This window comes from Draconibacterium sediminis, assembly GCF_000949475.1.
Taxonomy (GTDB): Bacteria; Bacteroidota; Bacteroidia; order Bacteroidales; family Prolixibacteraceae; genus Draconibacterium; species Draconibacterium sediminis.
In genome coordinates, this window is record NZ_JRHC01000001.1 from 1,625,279 (window position 1) to 1,645,434 (window position 20,156).

Annotated in this window: 11 protein-coding genes; all 11 read left to right on the plus strand. The window is 43.2% G+C overall.

What is annotated here, in order from left to right; genetic code table 11:
• The first annotated feature begins 7 nt into the window (after window positions 1-7).
• The 11 genes from LH29_RS06650 to LH29_RS06700 all read left to right on the plus strand — a co-directional run bounded on the left by LH29_RS06650 (window position 8) and on the right by LH29_RS06700 (window position 20,149).
• Window positions 8-2,365: an endo-1,4-beta-xylanase gene (locus tag LH29_RS06650; RefSeq protein WP_045027009.1), complete on the plus strand. Its 2,358-nt coding sequence runs from the start codon at window positions 8-10 to the stop codon at window positions 2,363-2,365.
• Between the two features lie 29 nt (window positions 2,366-2,394).
• On the plus strand, window positions 2,395-3,765 hold the full coding sequence (locus tag LH29_RS06655; protein WP_045027011.1) for a glycoside hydrolase family 43 protein: 1,371 nt from the start codon (window positions 2,395-2,397) through the stop codon (window positions 3,763-3,765).
• A 49-nt stretch (window positions 3,766-3,814) separates the two neighbouring features.
• A complete protein-coding gene (locus LH29_RS06660) occupies window positions 3,815-5,860 on the plus strand; it encodes a glycoside hydrolase family 5 protein (protein WP_082063444.1) in 2,046 nt (681 codons plus the stop codon).
• A gap of 17 nt (window positions 5,861-5,877) precedes the next feature.
• Window positions 5,878-8,670, plus strand: coding sequence for a T9SS type A sorting domain-containing protein (locus tag LH29_RS06665; protein ID WP_052670643.1), 2,793 nt, complete (start codon window positions 5,878-5,880; stop codon window positions 8,668-8,670).
• Window positions 8,671-8,690: 20 nt separating this feature from the next.
• The gene (locus LH29_RS06670) at window positions 8,691-9,254 is read left to right on the plus strand and encodes a DUF3237 family protein (RefSeq protein ID WP_052670644.1); all 564 of its coding nucleotides are present in this window, start codon (window positions 8,691-8,693) and stop codon (window positions 9,252-9,254) included.
• 184 nt (window positions 9,255-9,438) lie between these two features.
• On the plus strand, window positions 9,439-10,803 hold the full coding sequence (locus LH29_RS06675; protein ID WP_045027018.1) for a glycoside hydrolase family 43 protein: 1,365 nt from the start codon (window positions 9,439-9,441) through the stop codon (window positions 10,801-10,803).
• 182 nt (window positions 10,804-10,985) lie between these two features.
• Entirely contained in the window at window positions 10,986-13,376 is a 2,391-nt protein-coding gene (locus LH29_RS06680; protein WP_045027021.1) for a glycoside hydrolase family 127 protein, read from the plus strand.
• Window positions 13,377-13,411: 35 nt separating this feature from the next.
• Window positions 13,412-15,376 (plus strand): alpha-L-arabinofuranosidase C-terminal domain-containing protein, encoded by a 1,965-nt coding sequence (locus LH29_RS06685; protein WP_082063445.1) that lies wholly within the window; start codon window positions 13,412-13,414, stop codon window positions 15,374-15,376.
• 81 nt (window positions 15,377-15,457) lie between these two features.
• Window positions 15,458-17,041: a glycoside hydrolase family 43 protein gene (locus tag LH29_RS06690; RefSeq protein WP_045027023.1), complete on the plus strand. Its 1,584-nt coding sequence runs from the start codon at window positions 15,458-15,460 to the stop codon at window positions 17,039-17,041.
• A gap of 38 nt (window positions 17,042-17,079) precedes the next feature.
• Window positions 17,080-18,969 carry a sialate O-acetylesterase gene (locus LH29_RS24745; RefSeq protein ID WP_198152357.1) on the plus strand — a complete coding sequence of 630 codons (1,890 nt, stop codon included), beginning with the start codon at window positions 17,080-17,082 and terminating at the stop codon, window positions 18,967-18,969.
• A 28-nt stretch (window positions 18,970-18,997) separates the two neighbouring features.
• Window positions 18,998-20,149, plus strand: coding sequence for an alpha/beta hydrolase-fold protein (locus tag LH29_RS06700; RefSeq protein WP_082063446.1), 1,152 nt, complete (start codon window positions 18,998-19,000; stop codon window positions 20,147-20,149).
• Window positions 20,150-20,156: the final 7 nt, after the last annotated feature.

Genomic DNA, 20,156 nt, shown 5'->3' on the forward strand with positions numbered 1-20,156 from the left:
GAAGTAGATGAAATACAATAGAAATTATACAAAGAACATTCAGCGACGAATTATATACCTTGTTTTCCTGTTCGCTGCAATGCTTATTTTAGGGAAAGAAGCTAAGGCTCAGTCGTATGCAGCCTGGTATCGGGATGCGCAAGAAAGAATTGATACACTTCGGAAAGGCGATTTTGGTATTAAAATAATTGATAAAGACGGCAACCCGTTTACAGGTGACGTTTCGGTGCGCATGAAAAAACACGAATTTCCCTTTGGGATGGCTTTCGATTTTTATGAAGGAGAAGCAAGCATGGGAAATTCATACAGCACCACGGCTGCTGTTCAGGCCGTTAGCGATGCTAAAATATACCAATCCGAACGGTGGAGTGATTACCTGGCTTACGCCATTCCGGCAGAAAGCGGTAAAAACTATAAGCTTACCTTAAAATTTGCTGAGATTTATTTTGGCTCAGGCAATTCGCGGGTATTTAATGTAAAGGTTGAAAATCAATTATTTCTCCAGAATTACGATGTTTATACCGAGGCCGGAGGAAAAAATATAGCTGTTGATACGGCTCTTACCATTTTGGCCACCGATAACCAAATAAATATTGAATTAACATCCGTTACCGATAATGTTGCAATTAAAGGAATTCAACTGGAGGAAATTGGAGGGACACAGGTAACACGAATCAATTGCGGGGGCCCGGAATTAACCACGGGCGATGGGAATTCCTATCAAAGCGAGCAGGGATTTTTCGATCCTGATGTAAATACAGTTGCCTCAGGTGAACAGTGGATGAAGGCAACCATGTACAAGTATTTTAATTACGGAGTTACGGGTAATTCGTTTAAATGGAGTGGTGTTCAGCCCAATCATACAACCCCGAATTATTCCAATTTCGAGAATGCTCTCCGCTGGACCCAAAAAGTAGGCTGGAAGCTTAGAGGCCACAATTTACTTTGGGGAGGCGATGATGCACATTCCACCCCCGACTGGGTTCGGAACCTGCCAACGACAGAGGCCTTTGTTGATACCTGTAAAATGAGAATTATTCGCGATGTTTCGCGTTATAAGGGACTGATATCAGAATACGATGTAGTGAATGAACCTTTATCCGGTCATGCCGACTGGATGCGCAATACACATGGCGATTCCATTATCTGGAATAGTTTTAAATGGGCACGTTCTGCCGACCCAGATGCCGATTTGTATGTAAACGACTACAATGTTGAATACAATTGGGGACAAGCCGCAGAATACCGCGATTTAATCCTTGAAATTATTGAAAACGGAGGACCAATTACCGGAGTAGGTATGCAGGCGCACTTTTGGGACTGTTGCCGGCCAAACGTTGATGAACTGATTAAAAATATCAATATTATTGCAGAGGCCGGGTTACCAATCAGGTTAACTGAGTACGACTTTGGTGGTAATCTCACCGAAGAAGAACAGGCCGAAGATCTTATTAAAGTATTGACAATTGCTTTTTCGCACCCATCGGTAAACGGAATGATAAGCTGGGTTTTAAGGGATTCGGACAATGAAGATGGCTGGCGTCCGAAATCAGGCTATTTCAACTTTGATTATACGCCAAAATTAGCTGCCGACACCTTGTTGTATTATACCAAAAAGTTGTGGGCTACCAATTTCGATTCGCAAATTAGTAGCACCAGTCCCCTGGATTTTAACGCCTACTATGGCGATTACGAAATTGAAGTGGCTTTTGGCGATAGCGTGAAAGTTTTTACGATACCATGCCTCAAAGAGAATGAAGATTCGGTTTTTACGCTGTATGAAAGCAATGCAAAACTAAAAGGGCCTCAGCTTTTAAACGCCACATTCGAAGCCGATAATGTGGTAAAACTCGAATTTGATAAACCCATCGATAACAGCTCCCTGGTTCGAAGCCAGTTTAAATTCTTTTCAACTGATGGAATCGGGCTCGACGCTGTAGAGGCTGACCAGTATAACGATAAGGCTATTCTTCTGCAGCTCGACAGGAATGTTAACACAGATGACTACAACACAGTAGCTTACTTTCCGGGAAGCTTGAAAGCCACCGATGGAAGTTCTGCCGAAGCATTTGGGCCTAAGAAAATTGGTACCCCGGATACCCAGGTTGGAATTGAGCTTGGAAAAGACTTTGATAATGAACTCAGAGTATTCCCGAACCCGGCAACAACAGTTTTAAATATCGAATATTCTGAAGCTCCTTACAAAGTTTCGGTTTACAACAGTATTGGGGTGCTGGTACATTCGCTGGAAAGTTCTGAGCCGCTGATAAATATTAATATAGACAGCTATACAAAAGGATTATACCTGGTTCGGATTACCGACAACGATAATAACGTGTTAACCCGCAAAGTGATAGTTAATTAAGTTTTTAACCGTTTTATAATTCAATTAAAATGAAAACAAAGTTTAGCCTGGTTTTATTCATCGGAATGTTTCTTGCAACGATGGGCTACGCGCAAAACCCTATAATTCAAACTTATTACACGGCCGACCCGGCACCAATGGTGTACGATGGTACGGTATATCTTTATACGAGTCACGACGAGGATTCAACAGTAAATAACTTTTTTACCATGTACGACTGGCGTTGTTATTCGTCAACCGATATGGTGAACTGGACCGATCACGGTGCAGTGGCTTCGCTGAAAAGTTTTGCATGGCTCGATAAAACAAATGGCGCATGGGCACCACAGTGCATCGAGCGAAACGGAAAGTTTTACCTCTATGTTCCCATACACGGAGAAGGTATTTCGGTATTGGTTGCCGATTCTCCAACTGGTCCGTTTACCGACCCGCTCGGAAAACGTTTGATCGAAACGGATCACATTTGGCAGGACATTGATCCTACCGTGTATGTCGACGATGATGGCCAGTCGTATCTGTACTGGGGAAACCCAAAGTTGTGGTACGTGAAGTTAAACGAAGATATGATTTCATACGACCAGAGTATCGGGCAAAATGGAGTTGTTTCAACCGAAATGACTACTGAAGCTTTTGGCTCGCACAAAGGTCGCGATGGTAAACCCGGTCCTTCTTATACCGAAGGCCCCTGGTTTTACAAACGCAACAATTTGTACTACATGGTTTATGCCGCTGCCGGTATTCCCGAGTACATTGCCTATTCCACTTCAACATCGCCCGAAGGGCCATGGACCTACAAAGGATTTGTTATGGAAAGAGCGCCACACCTGGCTTTTACAAACCATTCAGGGATTATCGATTTTAAAGGAAACTCCTATTTTTTCTATCACAGTCAGGAGTTGTCAGGTGGAGAAGGATTTAAACGATCAACAAGTGTGGAACAGTTTGAATACAATCCCGACGGGACCATTCCTGTAATTGAACCTACAAAGGAAGGCGTAACCACAAGTGTTGAAAACCTGAATCCGTTTAAACGGGTTGAAGCCGAAACCATTGCCTGGTCGGAAGGACTGAAAACAAAATCGGATGAAACAGTTGGTGTTTATGTAAGCAGTATCGATAACAACGATTTTATAAAAATACGAAGTGTTGATTTTGGCAAAGGAGCCAAAAAGTTTGAAGCCGGTGTTGCTTCAGCACAATCAGGAAGTATTGAAATCCGCATCGATGAAAAAGACGGTGAGTTATTAGGCGTTCTTTCGGTTACCGGAACCGGAGGAGAACAAAACTGGAAAACGCTTTCAACCAAAATGAAGGAGGCCAAAGGTGTTCACGATGTTTACCTGGTTTTCAAAGGAGAAGACAAGGACTTATTCAATTTCGACTGGTGGCAATTTAAATAAGAGACCTGGCAAATATAAAACGAAGTAAAAACAGACAGAGGAGATATAGATGAAGAAGATTTTAGTGTGGTGCGTGGTGTTGATGATTTTTATGCCAATTACTCATTTGTTGGCATGGGAGGGAATGCCTATGCCAAAACTTCATGTAGAAGGACGTTATTTAAAAGATTCTACCGGGCACGTTGTAAATCTGCATGGATTTGCACAAACCTATTCGCCCTGGTTTAACGAGCGAAATACCCAATGGAATAACTACGATGTTCAAGCGTGTTTGAATTACAATCAACAGATTATCGATGATATTTTAACAGCCGGTTGGGAAATGAACTTTGTGCGTTTGCACATGGACCCATACTGGAGTAATACGCCCGGCTGTTCAGGCCGTTACGAAGGTGAAGAATGTTTTAGCGAAACGCGTTTTGTAAAATACCTCGATGAGGTTTTTGTGCCTATGGCCGAATATGCTGTTACAAAAGGTTTGTATGTGGTGATGCGTCCTCCGGGAGTATGCCCCGATAGCATTGAAGTTGGTGGCGTTTACCAGGAATACCTGCTTAAAGTGTGGGATATTGTAGCGCAACATCCGAAATTGAAAGATAATCCGAACATCATGTTCGAGTTGGCCAACGAGCCTATTAAAATACTTGGACCTGACGGAACATACGGATCAGGAACGCAGGGGCATTTCGATAATCTGAAAACCTATTTTCAGGCCATTGTTGATACCATTAGAGCCAGCACGGATAACATACTTTGGATACCGGGTCTGGGATGGCAGTCGCAATATTCGGGTTATGCCATTAACCCCATCGAAGGAGAAAATATTGGTTATGCCGTTCATGTTTATCCGGGCTGGTTTAACAGCGGAAACGGATACGAGCCTTTCCAAAGAGGATGGAACGAACAGGTTCAGCCGGTGGCCGATTTTGCTCCGATTATGGTAACCGAAATGGACTGGGCACCGGAGAAATACGAGTCCTCGTGGGGTAAAGATATTACCGGTACTGCGGGCGGCGAAGGTTTTGGTGCCAACTTTAAAAAAATTACCGATGAATGTGGCAATGTAAGCTGGTTGCTTTTTACCAGCCCTGATCTGCTGGACGATTTTACAGGAATTGCCCCGGCAGCCGGAGAAGAGTTTACTTTTTTGAATGATCCTGAAGCTTGTCCATGGCCAATTTATCAATGGTTTAAGGACTACAGACAGGAGTACGATTTTGAAGGGGCATCAGAAGACTATTTAACGCTCACTGATCTGATTGTTGAGAATGGCGAGGCCTTATCGGTGATGACAAGCAGTTCAACAAGTTTAACAGTAAACGCTGTTTTTGCCGACGGACACACGGAGAACATCAGCTCTCTGGCAGAATACACAATTGACAAGCCCGAAATTATACAGGTGTTAAGGGGACGAATTCATGCACTTAAGGACGGTGAAGCAAATATCGTAATTTCTTACACCGGGCCGGGCGGAAACAAAATGCAGGCAACTGTACAGGTTAATGCCAGCACATTTCCGTTAAGCAACGAAGTGTTTAATCCTGATATTTGGGAAGACGGATCCTTTGATGAAACAAGCGGTACACTCATTACCGGCCAATATGGTTTTGGAGGCTGGTACTACAGTAACGGTGTCGATCTTTCAAACTATAAATACCTGGTAGTGAAACTGGGAAATACAAATGCCTGTGGGTTTTCATTCCGTTTATACGACGAAAACAGTTACTGGACAACACCAGGAATTTATGATGTTGGCAACGAAGACCAGGTGGTGGTTTCGCTCGATAATATGTACAAAGACGGAACAACAACCCAAATGGATCCCTCACATATTTATTATGTTGGTTTCTGGTCAACCGGTGGTTGTCCGCTAATCATCAATGATATATACCTCACTAACGACGAAAATTACGCAAAGCCTACCGGAATATATGATCTTTTTCCTGTCGATTCTGAACCCGAATTTGTTGATGTTTACACCATTACCGGTGCAAGAATACGCTCACAGGTGAAAAGGTCCCAGGCAACAAAAGGGCTAAAAGATGGGATATACATAGTTGGTAGAAAGAAAGTTGTTGTGGTTGGAGAATACTAAGAGTAGGATTAGAAAGCATGGCCGAAGTAGAAAAAAATAAAGGAAAAGCCAAATACCCCGGTTGGAAAAGCATCATTTGCTTAATTATTTTATTGGTGGCAGGTACTTCGATGCAGTATCAGGTGTGCGCGCAAAAAGCAGGTGTTAAAATCGATAGTGAAATTACACATCAGAAAATTACAGGATTTGGAGGTTTTGTTTGCAGTGGAACTTTTCAGTATAACCACATGTCGCATGACGAAATCCGAAAACTGTGGGGTGCAAACAGCGAAGCCGGTTACAATATTATGCGCTTGTACATTCCCGACGAAAATCAGTGGAGCTCAACGCTCGAAACGGCTCAGTTTGCACAGTCGTTGGGAATTATAATCTTCGCCAGCCCCTGGTCGATGCCAGCAAGCTGGAAAACAAACAACCACATTGCTGCAAAATATGTAGATAACGATGGCGTAGAACACCTCGGCTACCTGAAAGAGGAATATTACGATGATTACGCACTGTATCTCAACAGGTATGTAACTTACCTTCGCGAGAACGGAGTTGAACTGGATGCCATTTCCATTCAGAACGAACCTGATATGCAGTCAACTTACCACGGTTGTTTATGGACTCCGGAACAGTTGACCACTTTTTTGAAAGAATACAGGCATTTGATAGATTGTAAAGTGATGGCTCCGGACGCAGTCGGTATTACAAACAACTACGCTGAGGCTTTTGCCGCCGATGACATGGATGATAAATTCGATATTTTTGCAGGGCATCAGTACAGTTACATTCAGGATGGATTGGAGTTGATTCGTGCCAAAGGTAAGGAAGTTTGGATGACCGAATACCTGATTAACTGGAATGCGGACGAACCTACAGAAAGAAACGTAAACTGGCAAAAGGATGCCTTTAATTTCGCCGGAAAACTGAACGAGGCCATGCTTTTAAATGTTAATGCCTGGGTGCATTACGCTTCAAAACGTTGGTACGGACTTATGGGCGATGGTACCTGGGGGACGCCAAACGGCGAACTAACAAAACGCGGCTACATTCTTTCGCATTATGCAAAATACACCACCGGAACAACCCGGATTGAAGCTGCCTGGAACGACGATTCAAGTACTTTGCAAGGTTCGGCTTACCTTTCAACGGGCGGAGACAGTATTATTCTGAATGTTATCAATCCTTCGGAAAACGATTACCAGCTAACTGTTGATTTACCGTTTTATACCAACTCCGGTAACAGTTTTGTTACAACAGAACAATTGAGCATGTCTGCTTCAACAGTAAACATTACCGGCGAAACTTTCAGACCAGAAGTAAGTGTAAATGCATCAAGCGTTTCAACATACATTTTTGTAGAAAGTGCCGAACGTACCGCCTCGCAAATGACTGGCGAAGCCATTTATTACAATAAAATTGAAGACCAGACAGTAACTCAAACCGCGTTTGGAACCTCCTATAACTTAAGCGGGAAAACCGTTACTTTCGATCACAGCAACAGCTTAATCAGTAATAATACATCGACTGCAAACGGTTATCTTGAGTTAAACGATCGATACAACCAATTGATCTTTCATGTAAAATCTTTTTCTTCAGCCAATCAGAATAATTCCGACAACACCACTTTACACTATGTAAATGCAGATGGAGTTGTAAAATCACACAACTACGGAAGAATAGATTTTCCGACAGGAACTGAGTTCGATATCACTTTTGACATTTCACGAAACGTGCTAACCGAAGGATGTATCGGCTTGCTTGGAATCAGCAACTCAAATTACAGCTCGGTGCTTACCATGAATTTTGGCGATGTTTACCTAAAACTGGGTAATGAAAAAATGTATAAATTTTCGGGTATTTACAGCCCCGATGACAGCTACCTGATTGATGGTTTGGAAGATGAAAAAGCAACATCAGTTGATTTTACAGAAACAACCGGCATCAGTTCAAACCTGGATTGGAATGCGGAAGCCGCCAATACCAACTGCATTTTTTATGTAGCCGAAGGTGTGAACAATACCAACACAAATGTCGTGGTTGATACGGTTTGCAGCCAGTTGGCATTGGATGCTACGGGTGGTGATTTTTATGCGCCGCATAATTTTAAAGCTGAGTTGGCAACTTTCACTTGCACTGTTAATGGTTACCGCACCTTGGTTTTGCCCTTCGAAGCAACAATACCCGAAGGCGTAAAAGTTTATACCATGGAACCCAGCTCATCGGAGATATTTTGTACCCGCCTTGATGTAACCAATATAGCGCCAAACCAGCCTGTTTTAATCAGTGGGAACGGAACTTTTTCCTTCGAAGGTTCGGGTAAAGTTTCTACACCTCATGCAATAAGCGAAAACAAAATGAACGGTGTTTACATTGGTATTCAATCGCCGCCAAACAGCTATTACCTGAAAAGCGAAGGTGGTGTAACCGCATTTGACAAGGCTGCTACCGGAAATACGCAGAAGGTTGATCCTTTCTCGGCTTACCTCACCGAAGAGAATTCGTATTCGGCGGCATCGCTTCCCTTAACGTTCGACAATGCTACCGGAGTAGATGCACTGGTTGGGACAAATACTGTGATTAAACTTTATCCAAATCCGGCAAACAATCAGTTGTTTTTGCAGCTGGCATCAACCAAAAGCGAAGATGTAATTATTTCGGTACTGGATCTTTCAGGAAGAACAATAAAAAATACGATAAAACATTTCGATGGGCATTCTGCAATTAATATTAAAATATCCGATTTGCCTGATGGCTTTTATGTGCTACAGGTAAAAAATAGAGATGGGGTGACTGCTTCGAAATTTTTTGTCAGGAATGAATAATTAAATTAAAACAGTAGCCTATGAACTTTAACCTTCAGAAAAAATGTTTAGGAACGGTAGCCCTTGTGTTGCTGCTTATCTGCTCGGTACATGGTTTTGCTCAGAACAGTAATTCTGAAAACAGTGAAAGCATTTATCGTGATTTTAAAACCGAACTGATGTGGAAGGCTAATGTAAAAATTGGTACGATGATAAATGTTGGCGAGAGTAAACGCGGAACTCGTCGCGTAATTCCTATCACCGGCGGCACATTTAGCGGACCAAAAATAAAGGGCGAAGTTTTGCCCGGCGGGGAAGACTGGCAATTGGTTCGCCCTGATGGCGATACCGAACTGTATGCCCGTTATTTAATGAAAACTGATGACGGCACGGTATTTCAGGTTCTAAACAAAGCATTAATGCATGCCCCTGCACAAGGAGAAGAAGGTGGCTTTTATGTAAAATCGGTGATCGACATTGAAGCGCCAATAGAAAGTTCATACGATTATTTAAACCACGCTATATTTTTAGGAACACTCGAAATGCCTCAGTTAAAACCCAACGAAGAGCCTTATGTGATTATTGGGGTTTACAAGGTTTTGTAAGAAGAGCTGAGAAAGCACAGAAGCAAATTAAAATAAAAATAAGTACAGATGAAACGAACATGATTTTATTAATCATTAAATCACAAAGGAGTAAGATTAAAAAAATTATGTGAGAGCGAAGCGGTTCCATGAGTTTTAAATTTTTAATTAACTCATTAACCGGTAATTATAAAATTTTAAACGAATGAAAAATAGAATAAAAATAGCAGCAATAATAGGGGGGCTGGTAATGACCTTCTCTTCAATTGCACAAAAACCAATTATTCAAACCAAATACACAGCCGATCCGGCGCCGATGGTTTACAACGACACGGTATTTCTTTATACCAGTCACGATGAAGATGATGCAATGGGATTTAAAATGCATGATTGGTTGCTTTATACTTCAGTTGATATGGTAAACTGGACTGAACACGGCGCAGTGGCATCATTAAAAAATTTCGATTGGGTACCCTACGACAATGGTGCATGGGCAGTGCAATGTATTGAACGTAATGGCAAATTTTACCTGTACTGCCCGATGCCCGGAGGAGTTGGTATTGGAGTATTGGTAGCCGATAGTCCGTATGGTCCTTTCAAAGATCCAATTGGAAAACCTCTTATTCATCAGGGAAATCACGACATAGACCCAACTATATTGATCGATGATGACGGGCAGGCTTATATGTACTGGGGAAATCCAAAAGTATATTACGTGAAGCTGAACGAAGACATGATTTCCTATTCAGGACAAATAATTGAGGAAGCAACAACACCAAAAAATTATCAGGAAGGACCATGGGTTTGGAAACGTGATAATCATTATTATCTGGCTTACGCTTCCACTTGTTGTCCTGAAGGAATTGGGTATGCCATGAGCGATAGCCCAACCGGGCCCTGGGAATATAAAGGTATGATTGTAGATGCATCGGAAAAGAGCAGGGGAAATCACCCGGGTATCATTGAATTTAAGGGCAAATCGTATTGTTTTGGGCATAGTTATGACCTGCTGAAAAGAACCACACCAAAATTTTATGAACGCCGCTCGGTTGACATGGATCTAATGGAATACAACGCGGATGGGACCATCAAAAACCGGCATTACTGGTCGGTAGAAGGACCTGAACAAGTGCAGACCTTAAATCCATTCAATCGTGTTGAAGCAGAAACAATGGCTTGGAGTGAAGGAGTGAAGACGCGCTTTGAAACAGAATGGGAAGGTGATTTCGATTGGGCCAGAGGGAAAAGAATTGATGATCATTTGTTTGTGACAGCCATTAATCATGGTGATTATATTAAAGTCAGTGGCGTCGATTTTTCTGATGGAGCTGAATGGGTTGAAGTAAGTGTTTCCCCGGTTTATGGAGGCATAATTGAAATACGCGCAGATAAAATTGACGGGCCAATCATTGCAACAGTTGACATAAATACTGCACGCGAGGAAGGCATTTGGAAGTTATTTACTGCACCGGTTAACAAAAACATCAAAGGAGTTCATGATATGTACTTTGTATTCAAGGGAGAAAAAGACTTGTTTTATTTTGATTGGTGGAAATTGAACGCAAAATAACATCAGATTAGAAATGTACATCGCGATTGGCAATGACATAAGTAGTTATAAACAACATAAAAAAGAAAGTAAATCGCGGGGATTTTCAGATATAGACTGAATGAATTAACTGACAAGCAGAATTAGTAATGGTTCTGAAAAAATGAAGAAAAATTACAATTAGACTATTAAAACGTACGAACATGAATAAACTGATTTACCTGATTCTGATGGCTTCTTTTGTACTTGGTACAAGCAAGTATTCAAAAGGCCAGTCCAAATTATATCCCAACGAATTTCCTTTAGTTGATGTTCAACTGCTGGATGGCCCGTTTAAACACGCGCGCGACCTGAATATAGAGGTTTTGTTGCAATACGATGTCGATCGTTTTCTGGCACCATACCGTAAGGAAGCCGGCTTGGAACCTCGCAAACCAACCTATCCGAACTGGGACGGATTAGACGGTCATGTTGGCGGTCATTACCTATCGGCTATGGCAATGAACTATGCCGCAACAGGTAATAAAGAGTGCAAGCGCCGGATGGATTATATGCTAAAAGAGTTAAAAGAATGCCAGGAAGCCAATGCGGTAAATAACCCCGAATGGGGAATTGGTTATGTAGGCGGTTTCCCGAATAGTGCTAAACTTTGGTCAACGTTCAAAAAAGGCGATTTTGGAGTGTATTTTGGTTCGTGGGCGCCTTTTTACAACCTGCATAAAATGTTTGCCGGTTTGCGCGATGCATGGCTTTACGGCGAAAGTGAAGAGGCCAAAGAATTGTTTCTGAAGTTCTGCGACTGGGGAATTAATCTTACTGCAAATTTATCTGACGAGCAGATGGAGAAAATGCTCGGTATGGAACATGGTGGCATGAACGAAGTTTACGCCGATGCCTACCAGATTACCGGCGATGAAAAATACCTGAATGCAGCAAAACGCTATTCACATAATGAATTTTTGGAGCCTTTATCAAAAGATATCGATAATCTTGATAATCACCATGCAAATACACAGATCCCAAAATTTATTGGTTTCGGGCGTATAGCCGAGCTAAATGATAGTGAACAATACCTTGAGGCGGCACGGTTTTCATGGGAAACCATTACTCAAAACCGGTCGCTGGCATTTGGCGGAAACAGCCGCCGCGAGCACTTTCCAAGCGAAACTTCGTGTATCGATTTTGTACATGTAAACGACGGACCCGAGTCCTGTAACTCGTATAACATGCTCAAACTTACTGAAGATTTATTCCGTGTTTATCCCGAGGCCCAATATGCTGATTATTACGAACGTACTATGTTCAACCATATTCTTTCCACACAACACCCCGGGCACGGCGGTTATGTGTATTTTACTCCGGCACGGCCACGTCATTACCGGGTGTATTCGGCACCAAACGAGGCCATGTGGTGTTGCGTAGGAACCGGTATGGAAAACCACGGGCAGTACAACCGTTTTATTTTCACGCATGCTGATAACGAGTTGTACCTGAATTTGTTTGTGGCTTCAGAACTCAACTGGAAAGAAAAAGGCATTCAACTAAAACAGGAAACAACATTTCCGTTCGCAGAACAAACAAAACTTACCATAACAAAAGGTACTTCTAAGTTCAATTTAAAAGTAAGGTACCCGGCTTGGGTAAAAGAAGGAGCACTAAAAATTAAAGTAAATGGCAAAGCGCTTGAATATACTGCTCAACCTTCGTCTTACATCAATATCAAGCGGACTTGGAAAAAAGGCGATGAAGTAGTAATTGAATTGCCTATGCAAAGTACCATCGAGCATTTACCAAATGTGCCTGAATACATCGCGTTTATGCACGGTCCAATTTTGTTGGGAGCAAAAACCGGAACCGAGGATTTAAGGGGATTGATTGCAGACGATGGCCGCTGGGGACAATATTCAGGTGGCGAATATTTGCCGGTTGATAAAGCGCCGATCCTGGTGGAAGACGATATGGAAAACCTGGGCGACAAACTGGAGCCGATTGATGGGAATCCGCTGCATTTTAAGCTGAATGTGAAGATGGTGAATCCGATGGATTTGACGCTTGAACCGTTCAGCCAGATTCACGATTCGAGGTACATGATGTATTGGCTGGCTTTAACCAACGATGGTTACCAGGCTTATGTGGACTCGCTTGCAGCCAACGAACAGGCAATGCTGGCAATCGAAAAAAGAACCGTTGATTATGTAGCCACCGGCGAACAACAGCCAGAAACAGACCATGACATGCAACAGGAAAGATCAAGGTCGGGAAATAACCAAAACCAATTCTACCGCGAGGCCGCCGGTGGTGGTTATTTTAGTTACGATTTTGCAACTAACTCCGAAACAAACCTAAGCTTGCTGGTGCGTTACTGGGGAGCAGAGTGGGGAGGCCGCAAATTCAATATTTATATCGACGATGAAAAGCTGGTAACGGAAGACAATACCAGGCGTTGGGAGATTTCAGCCTTTCAGGATATCGTGTATCCGATCCCCAATTCGATGGTTGTAGGCAAAAGCAATGTACGCATAAAGTTTGAAGCACTTCCCGGGAATACGGCCGGAGCAGTTTATGTAGTCAGGTTATTGCGTGCCGAAGAATAAGTTGAACGAATCTGAATAACAAATAAACGAGTACTATGGTACATTTAAACCGATTAATTATAGCTGCCACACTGTTGTTTATTACAGCGGTAACTTTAAATGCGCAGGTTCCCAAAGGTGGGAAAGAAATCAGCTCCAACCTTTTTGGCCTGTTTTTCGAAGACATTAATTATGCTGCCGATGGTGGTTTGTACGCCGAGTTGGTACAAAACCGTTCGTTCGAATACAATCCAACAGAGCAACGCGACTGGACACCGTATTCGTACTGGGAATACATTTCTCCCGGTTTTTCGTACGGCAGAATCAGCGTGGAAACCAAAGCTCCGGTTCATCCCAATAATCCGCACTACATGGTGTTGGAAGTCGAACATGTTGGCCACGAAGCTAAATTTTCTGGCATTTCTGGAGTGGGAATAAAGAATTCGGGTTTTGATGGCATAGTGGTTCGTGCAGGTGAACAGTATAACTTCTCGATGTTTGCACATCAACTTTCCGAAAATCCAATGGAATTATTGGTGAGCCTTGAAGATACTAAAGGAGAAGTACTTGCAAGCAAAACCATTCAAACGGATTCGGGCGACTGGAAAAAATATACAGCAGTATTAAACGCGGAAGCTTCTTGCGACAGTGCTTTTCTGGTAGTTCTGGCACGCTCGAACGGAGCGCTGGCTATGGATGTGATTTCGCTTTTTCCGGAAAAAACATTTAAAAACCGGGCAAACGGAATGCGTGCCGATTTGGCGCAGGTATTGGCCGATATGCAGCCAAAATTTATACGTTTCCCAGGTGGATGTCTGGTACACGGCGATGGCCTTGGAAATATGTACCGCTGGAAAAATTCAGTTGGCCCGCTGGAACAACGGGTTGAACAACGCAATATCTGGGGTTATCATCAATCGGCCGGATTAGGTTATTTCGAATATTTTCAGTTTTGCGAAGACCTTGGTGCCAAGCCTGTTCCTGTGGTTCCGGCTGCGGTAAGTTGCCAAAACTCTGGCGGAACCTGGCGCATTGGAGGCACGGGGCAAAAAGCTCTTCCTGAAGATGAGTTGGATGAATACATTCAGGAAGTACTCGACCTGATTGAGTGGGCCAACGGACCTGTAACTTCCGAATGGGGAGCTATACGTGCAGCTGCCGGGCATCCTGAGCCATTTAATCTGGAGTATGTTGGCATTGGAAACGAAGACAAAATGACACCTGAGTTTGAGGAGCGTTTTAATTTGATTTACAGAGCAGTAAAAGAAAAATATCCTGAAATTATCGTGATCGGTACAGTTGGACCTTTTCTTGAAGGAGAAGACTTTGAGAAAGGCTGGGAAATTGCCGATCAGCTCAAGCTGGAGATGGTGGATGAGCATTACTACACGCAGCCTGAATGGTTTCTGGGTAATCAGCAGCGTTACGATAGCTACAAACGAAATGCAACCAAAGTCTACCTGGGCGAATATGCATCGTGGGGCAATAAAATGTGGAATGCCATTGCCGAAGCTACCTACATGACTGCTCTCGAAAGAAACGGCGATGTGGTGGATATGGCTTCGTATGCGCCTTTGCTGGCCAAACGAAACTTTACACAGTGGACCACCGATATGATCTTTTTCGACAATACAAAAATTTGTCTCACTCCCAATTACCACGTTCAGAAAATGTTTATGAGCAACCAGGGCGACTTGTATTTTGATAAAGTGGTTGAAACAGCGCAGAACGATACTACGCTTGCTGCTTCGTGTGTGTACGACAGTCAATCAGGCGATATTATTCTGAAAATGGTGAATGCCGGCAACACCGCCAAAACGATGAAAGTTAACCTTTCCAGGTTCCGGAATATAACGAATGAAGCCAAACTTACTTTTCTGACAGCAAACCGTGAAGATGAAAATACCTTGGAAAATCCTGAAAATGTGCTTCCTGAATTATCGGATTTTACGGTTCATAAAAAGTTCGACTACGAAGCTCCGGCCATGTCGTTTTCGCTAATCCGAATAAAAACAAATTAAACTTTGTTAAATAAAACGAGTCTTGAATAATAGTAAGGTGAATTCTATCATAAGCCTTTAATAATAAACAACTTTAATAAGATGAAAACACGTTCTTTTTTACTGATAATCCTGATGCTGTTTATAGTATCAAATAGCCGTGCACAAGCGTTAAAAGCCAAAAACCCAATCATTCACGCCGATGTACCCGATGTTTCGATGATTCGCGTTGGCGATAATTATTACATGAGTAGCACTACCATGCACATGGCGCCGGGAGTGCCGATTATGAAATCTACGGATCTGGTAAACTGGGAGATGGTGAGTTATGCCTACGATAGGCTGGCAGACAATGATGCCATGAATCTTGATAAAGAAAAACGCGCCTATGGAAAAGGATCGTGGGCGAGCTGTATCCGTTACCATAACAACACATATTATGTCTCAACCTTTTCGAGTACAACCGGTAAAACATATGTTTTCTCAACAAACGACATTGAAAAAGGCGAATGGAAGAGACACGAATTTTCTCCGAGTTTGCACGACAATACCTTGTTTTTCGACGACGATGGCAAAATTTATATGATTTGGGGAGCCGGAAGATTAATGATTGCCGAACTGGAACCTGATTTTTCGGGTGTTAAGGAAGGAACCGAAAAAGTATTGATTGAAAATGCAAGTGCACCGGCTGGCGACAATATTATGCTGCCTGCCGAAGGTTCGCAACTTTTTAAAGCAAATGGAAAATACTACCTGTTTAACATTACCTGGCCGCGCGGTATCATGCGTTCGGTTGTTATTCACCGGGCCGATAATATAAATGGCCCGTGGGAAGGCCGCCTGGCCTTGCAGGATAAAGGTGTTGCGCAGGGCGGATTAATTGACACACCCGATGGAAAATGGTTTTCTTTTCTTTTCCGCGATTATGGTTCGGTAGGCCGCATTCCGTACTTAGTGCCTGTAAAATGGGAAGATGGATGGCCTGTTTTGGGGGTTGATGGAAAAGTTCCCGAAACGCTGGATTTACCGGCAAGCAAAGGTTTAATCCCCGGAATTGTAAACTCTGATGATTTCGACCGCAAGAAAAAGGATGCAGACCTACCGTTGGTTTGGCAGTGGAACCACAATCCGGTGAATGAACTTTGGTCGGTTCGCGACCGCAAAGGTTACCTCCGGTTAACCACCGGCCGTGTTGACGATAGTTTTGTATATGCAAGAAACACCCTTACTCAGCGAACATTTGGCCCTGTAAGTTCGGCCAATACATTAATGGATGCTTCGGAAATGAAGGATGGCGATTTTGCCGGATTGTGCGCCTTGCAAAGAAAGTATGGACAAGTAGGCGTAAAAATGGTTGATAGCGAGAAATTCATTTACATGATCAGTAACGAAACCGATACCCCGGTTGAAATGGAAAGTCTCCCGTTAACACAAAACGAAGTGTACTTTAAAATCGACTGCGATTTCCGCGACAGAAAAGATATTGCCCGCTTTTATTACAGTCTCGATGGTAAAACATGGACAGCAATTGGCGGTCCGCTAAAAATGGAGTATACCCTGATGGAACATTTTATGGGCTATCGTTTTGGATTGTTTAACTACGCCACAAAGAATACCGGAGGATACGTTGATTTTGACTATTTCAGAATCATTGATCAGATTTCAGCAGACACTGATAATAAATAAACTGCATTCTTAAAAAACTAAATCAAAATTGTAAAACAATGAAACTTAAAACTTATGTTCTTCTACTGGCTGCCCTTTTGGTGGTTCAGTTAAAAGGATTTTCGCAGGATCCTAATTTTCATATTTACCTCTGCTTTGGGCAATCAAATATGGAAGGGAGTGCGCGTATTGAAGCGCAGGATACTGAAGATGTAGATCCGCGTTTTCAGGTAATGTCAACCATCGATTGCTCCGAACTTGGCAGAACAAAAGGAAGCTGGTACACGGCTGTACCGCCTTTATGCCGTTGCAAAACAGGTTTAACGCCTGCCGATTATTTTGGCAGAACACTGGTCGAAAATTTGCCTAAACATATTAAGGTTGGTGTTATTAATGTTGCCGTTGGCGGTTGTAAGATTGAATTGTTCGACAAGGATAGTTGTGAATCATACGTGGAAACAGCTCCCGGTTGGATGATGGGCATGCTCAAACCTTATGATAACGATCCTTATAGCCGTTTGGTTGAAATGGCTAAACTGGCTCAAAAAGATGGTGTTATAAAAGGTATTTTGTTGCATCAGGGAGAGTCGAATACCGGCGATTCGTTATGGACTGAGAAAGTTAAAGTTGTATACGACAACCTGGTTGCCGATCTTGGCCTTCAGGCCGAAAATGTGCCTTTACTTGCCGGAGAAGTGGTTGGTGATGATCAGGGTGGCAGTTGCGCAAGTATGAATAAAATTATTGCCACGCTGCCCGATGTAATTCCCAATGCCTACGTAATTCCGTCGGTTGGATGTCCGCAACGTGGCGATGGCCTGCACTTTACCTCCGAAGGTTACCGCATGCTTGGAAAACGTTATGGTTTACGTATGCTCTCGTTGCTTGACTATAAAAGTGCTGAGCCAAAAGTTATCAGAGGCGAGGGTGCTCCACGGGCAAATGCGGGGCAACTGAACTTCGGTGGAACAATGCTTCCGGGGGGACAACGCCCTCCAAGACCTCCTCGTCCGACACCCGAAATAAAAACCGTTTCGCTGGATGAAATATCGATGAGCGACCCGTTTATTTTCCCTGATAAAACAACACAAACGTACTACTTAACCGGAACAGGTGGCCGCCTTTATAAGAGTAAAGACCTGAAAATGTGGACCGGCCCGTATTCTATAATCGACCTCACCGGAACCTGGATGGATGGGCATTTTGTAGCTGCTGCCGAAATTCACCAATTTGGCGATAAATATTACCTCGCCGGAACCTGGAACGACCACGGTAACCCGATTGAACATGTTGCGCGCCGATATACTGTGCCTACCAACCAAACGCAGCTTTTGGTGGCCGATTCACCCGAAGGCCCTTACAAACCACTGGTTGAGGAATATGATTTTTGCCTTGGACCACGCGATTGGGATATTATTGATGGAACCCTTTACGAAGAGAACGATACCGTATACATGGTTTTTGTGCACGAGTGGACACAACTGATTGACGGCACCATGGATTACATGCCGCTATCAAAAGATCTGACACACCGGACTGCTGAGCCTATCACAATGTTCAGGGCCAGTGAAGCAGCCTGGTCGAAAGAAATGAACAGCATTGGCGAAGCTACTTTTGGAATGAAAATGCCGGGCTGGGTTACCGACGGACCGCAGTTGTTTAAAACACAAACCGGAAAATTGGGTATGTTATGGTCGAGCTGGGGCGATACTCGCTATGCTCAGGGTATTGCTTACTCTGAATCAGGAAGCATAAAAGGCCCGTGGGTTCAGGAAGAAGATTCTTTTAAAGGCGATAACTCTGGCCACGGTATGATCTTTACCACTTTCGATGGAGAGCGGCTTTTTATCATTCACCATGCCGAAGAAAATGGCCCTCGTAAACCTCAGGTTTATAAAATCGACGACTCAGGAGATAAACTCATTCTGGGCAAAAGATACAAACTGTAACTTAAATCAATAAACCAATAAAATAATCATGAGAAAATTATATATAACATTGGCTGCAATATTCCTTTGCAGCGTGGTTTCAGCCCAGTTCGCAGGCATTCAGCGCGGACAAAAGCCCGTGCCTCTACCCGAAGGTTTTAAACCTTCCTCAACAAATACATTTTTGGCGCGTTATCCGGCGGTAAATGCCGAAACACGTGAGGCGATCTTTAAAGTGGTGGCACCTACCGCACAAAAAGTGCAGGTGGATCTGGCCGGAAAAAAATACGATATGACCAAAGATACAAGCGGTGTTTGGACCTGCACGTCGGATCCGCAGGTAGTTGGTTTTCATTACTACGCAATATTGATTGACGGTGTAGCAGTGATGGACCGAAATAGTGAAGTATTTTTTGGAAGCAACTGGGAATCGTCGGGTATTGAGATTCCTGAAGGCCCCGAAGGCGATTACTACCGTTTCAACAAAGATATTCCTCACGGGCAGGTTCGTTCCATTCATTACTGGTCGGATATCAATGGTTTGGAGCGCCACATCAATGTGTATGTTCCTGCCGAATATGAAGCCAATCCGAATAAAAAGTACCCGGTTTTGTACCTCGTTCATGGCTGGGGCGAAGATGAAAATGGCTGGTCGGTACAAGGCCACATGGCCAATATTATGGACGGATTGATTGAAGCCGGAAAAGCGGAACCTATGATTGTGGTAATGCCGAGTGGCGATATCAAAACCAATTCCGATGTTCGCGAAGCTTCTGGAAATGTAACTGAAATTTTTGCCAAAGATTTGGTGCCATACATCGATAAAACCTTTCGTACAAAGACCGACAGGGAAAACCGTGCTATGGCCGGATTATCACGGGGTGGTTTCCAAACCACAATGACCGTATTCGCCAACATGGATATGTTTGCCTGGATGGGAACATTCAGTGGATTTTTTGTTCGTGGTGATGCAGTTGACGCTTTTAACGGTGTGTTTAAAGATGCCGATGCATTTAATTCAAAAATGAACCTTTTTTTCATTAGCACAGGTACCGAAGAACGGAACCCGAAAGATCAGGTACTCGAACTCAAAGAACACGGAATCAATAATATCGTATTTCACGAATCTCAGGGAACAGCTCACGAGTGGCTTACGTGGCGACGGGCATTGAATGAATTTGCACCGTTGCTTTTCAAATAATTGAAAC

What these genes read in the sequence shown, in the direction of transcription:
- LH29_RS06650 (WP_045027009.1), top strand. Translation starts at nt 8, where the DNA reads ATGAAATACAATAGAAATTATACAAAGAACATTCAGCGACGAATTATA.
- LH29_RS06655 (WP_045027011.1), top strand. Translation starts at nt 2,395, where the DNA reads ATGAAAACAAAGTTTAGCCTGGTTTTATTCATCGGAATGTTTCTTGCA.
- LH29_RS06660 (WP_082063444.1), top strand. Translation starts at nt 3,815, where the DNA reads ATGAAGAAGATTTTAGTGTGGTGCGTGGTGTTGATGATTTTTATGCCA.
- LH29_RS06665 (WP_052670643.1), top strand. Translation starts at nt 5,878, where the DNA reads ATGGCCGAAGTAGAAAAAAATAAAGGAAAAGCCAAATACCCCGGTTGG.
- LH29_RS06670 (WP_052670644.1), top strand. Translation starts at nt 8,691, where the DNA reads ATGAACTTTAACCTTCAGAAAAAATGTTTAGGAACGGTAGCCCTTGTG.
- LH29_RS06675 (WP_045027018.1), top strand. Translation starts at nt 9,439, where the DNA reads ATGAAAAATAGAATAAAAATAGCAGCAATAATAGGGGGGCTGGTAATG.
- LH29_RS06680 (WP_045027021.1), top strand. Translation starts at nt 10,986, where the DNA reads ATGAATAAACTGATTTACCTGATTCTGATGGCTTCTTTTGTACTTGGT.
- LH29_RS06685 (WP_082063445.1), top strand. Translation starts at nt 13,412, where the DNA reads ATGGTACATTTAAACCGATTAATTATAGCTGCCACACTGTTGTTTATT.
- LH29_RS06690 (WP_045027023.1), top strand. Translation starts at nt 15,458, where the DNA reads ATGAAAACACGTTCTTTTTTACTGATAATCCTGATGCTGTTTATAGTA.
- LH29_RS24745 (WP_198152357.1), top strand. Translation starts at nt 17,080, where the DNA reads ATGAAACTTAAAACTTATGTTCTTCTACTGGCTGCCCTTTTGGTGGTT.
- LH29_RS06700 (WP_082063446.1), top strand. Translation starts at nt 18,998, where the DNA reads ATGAGAAAATTATATATAACATTGGCTGCAATATTCCTTTGCAGCGTG.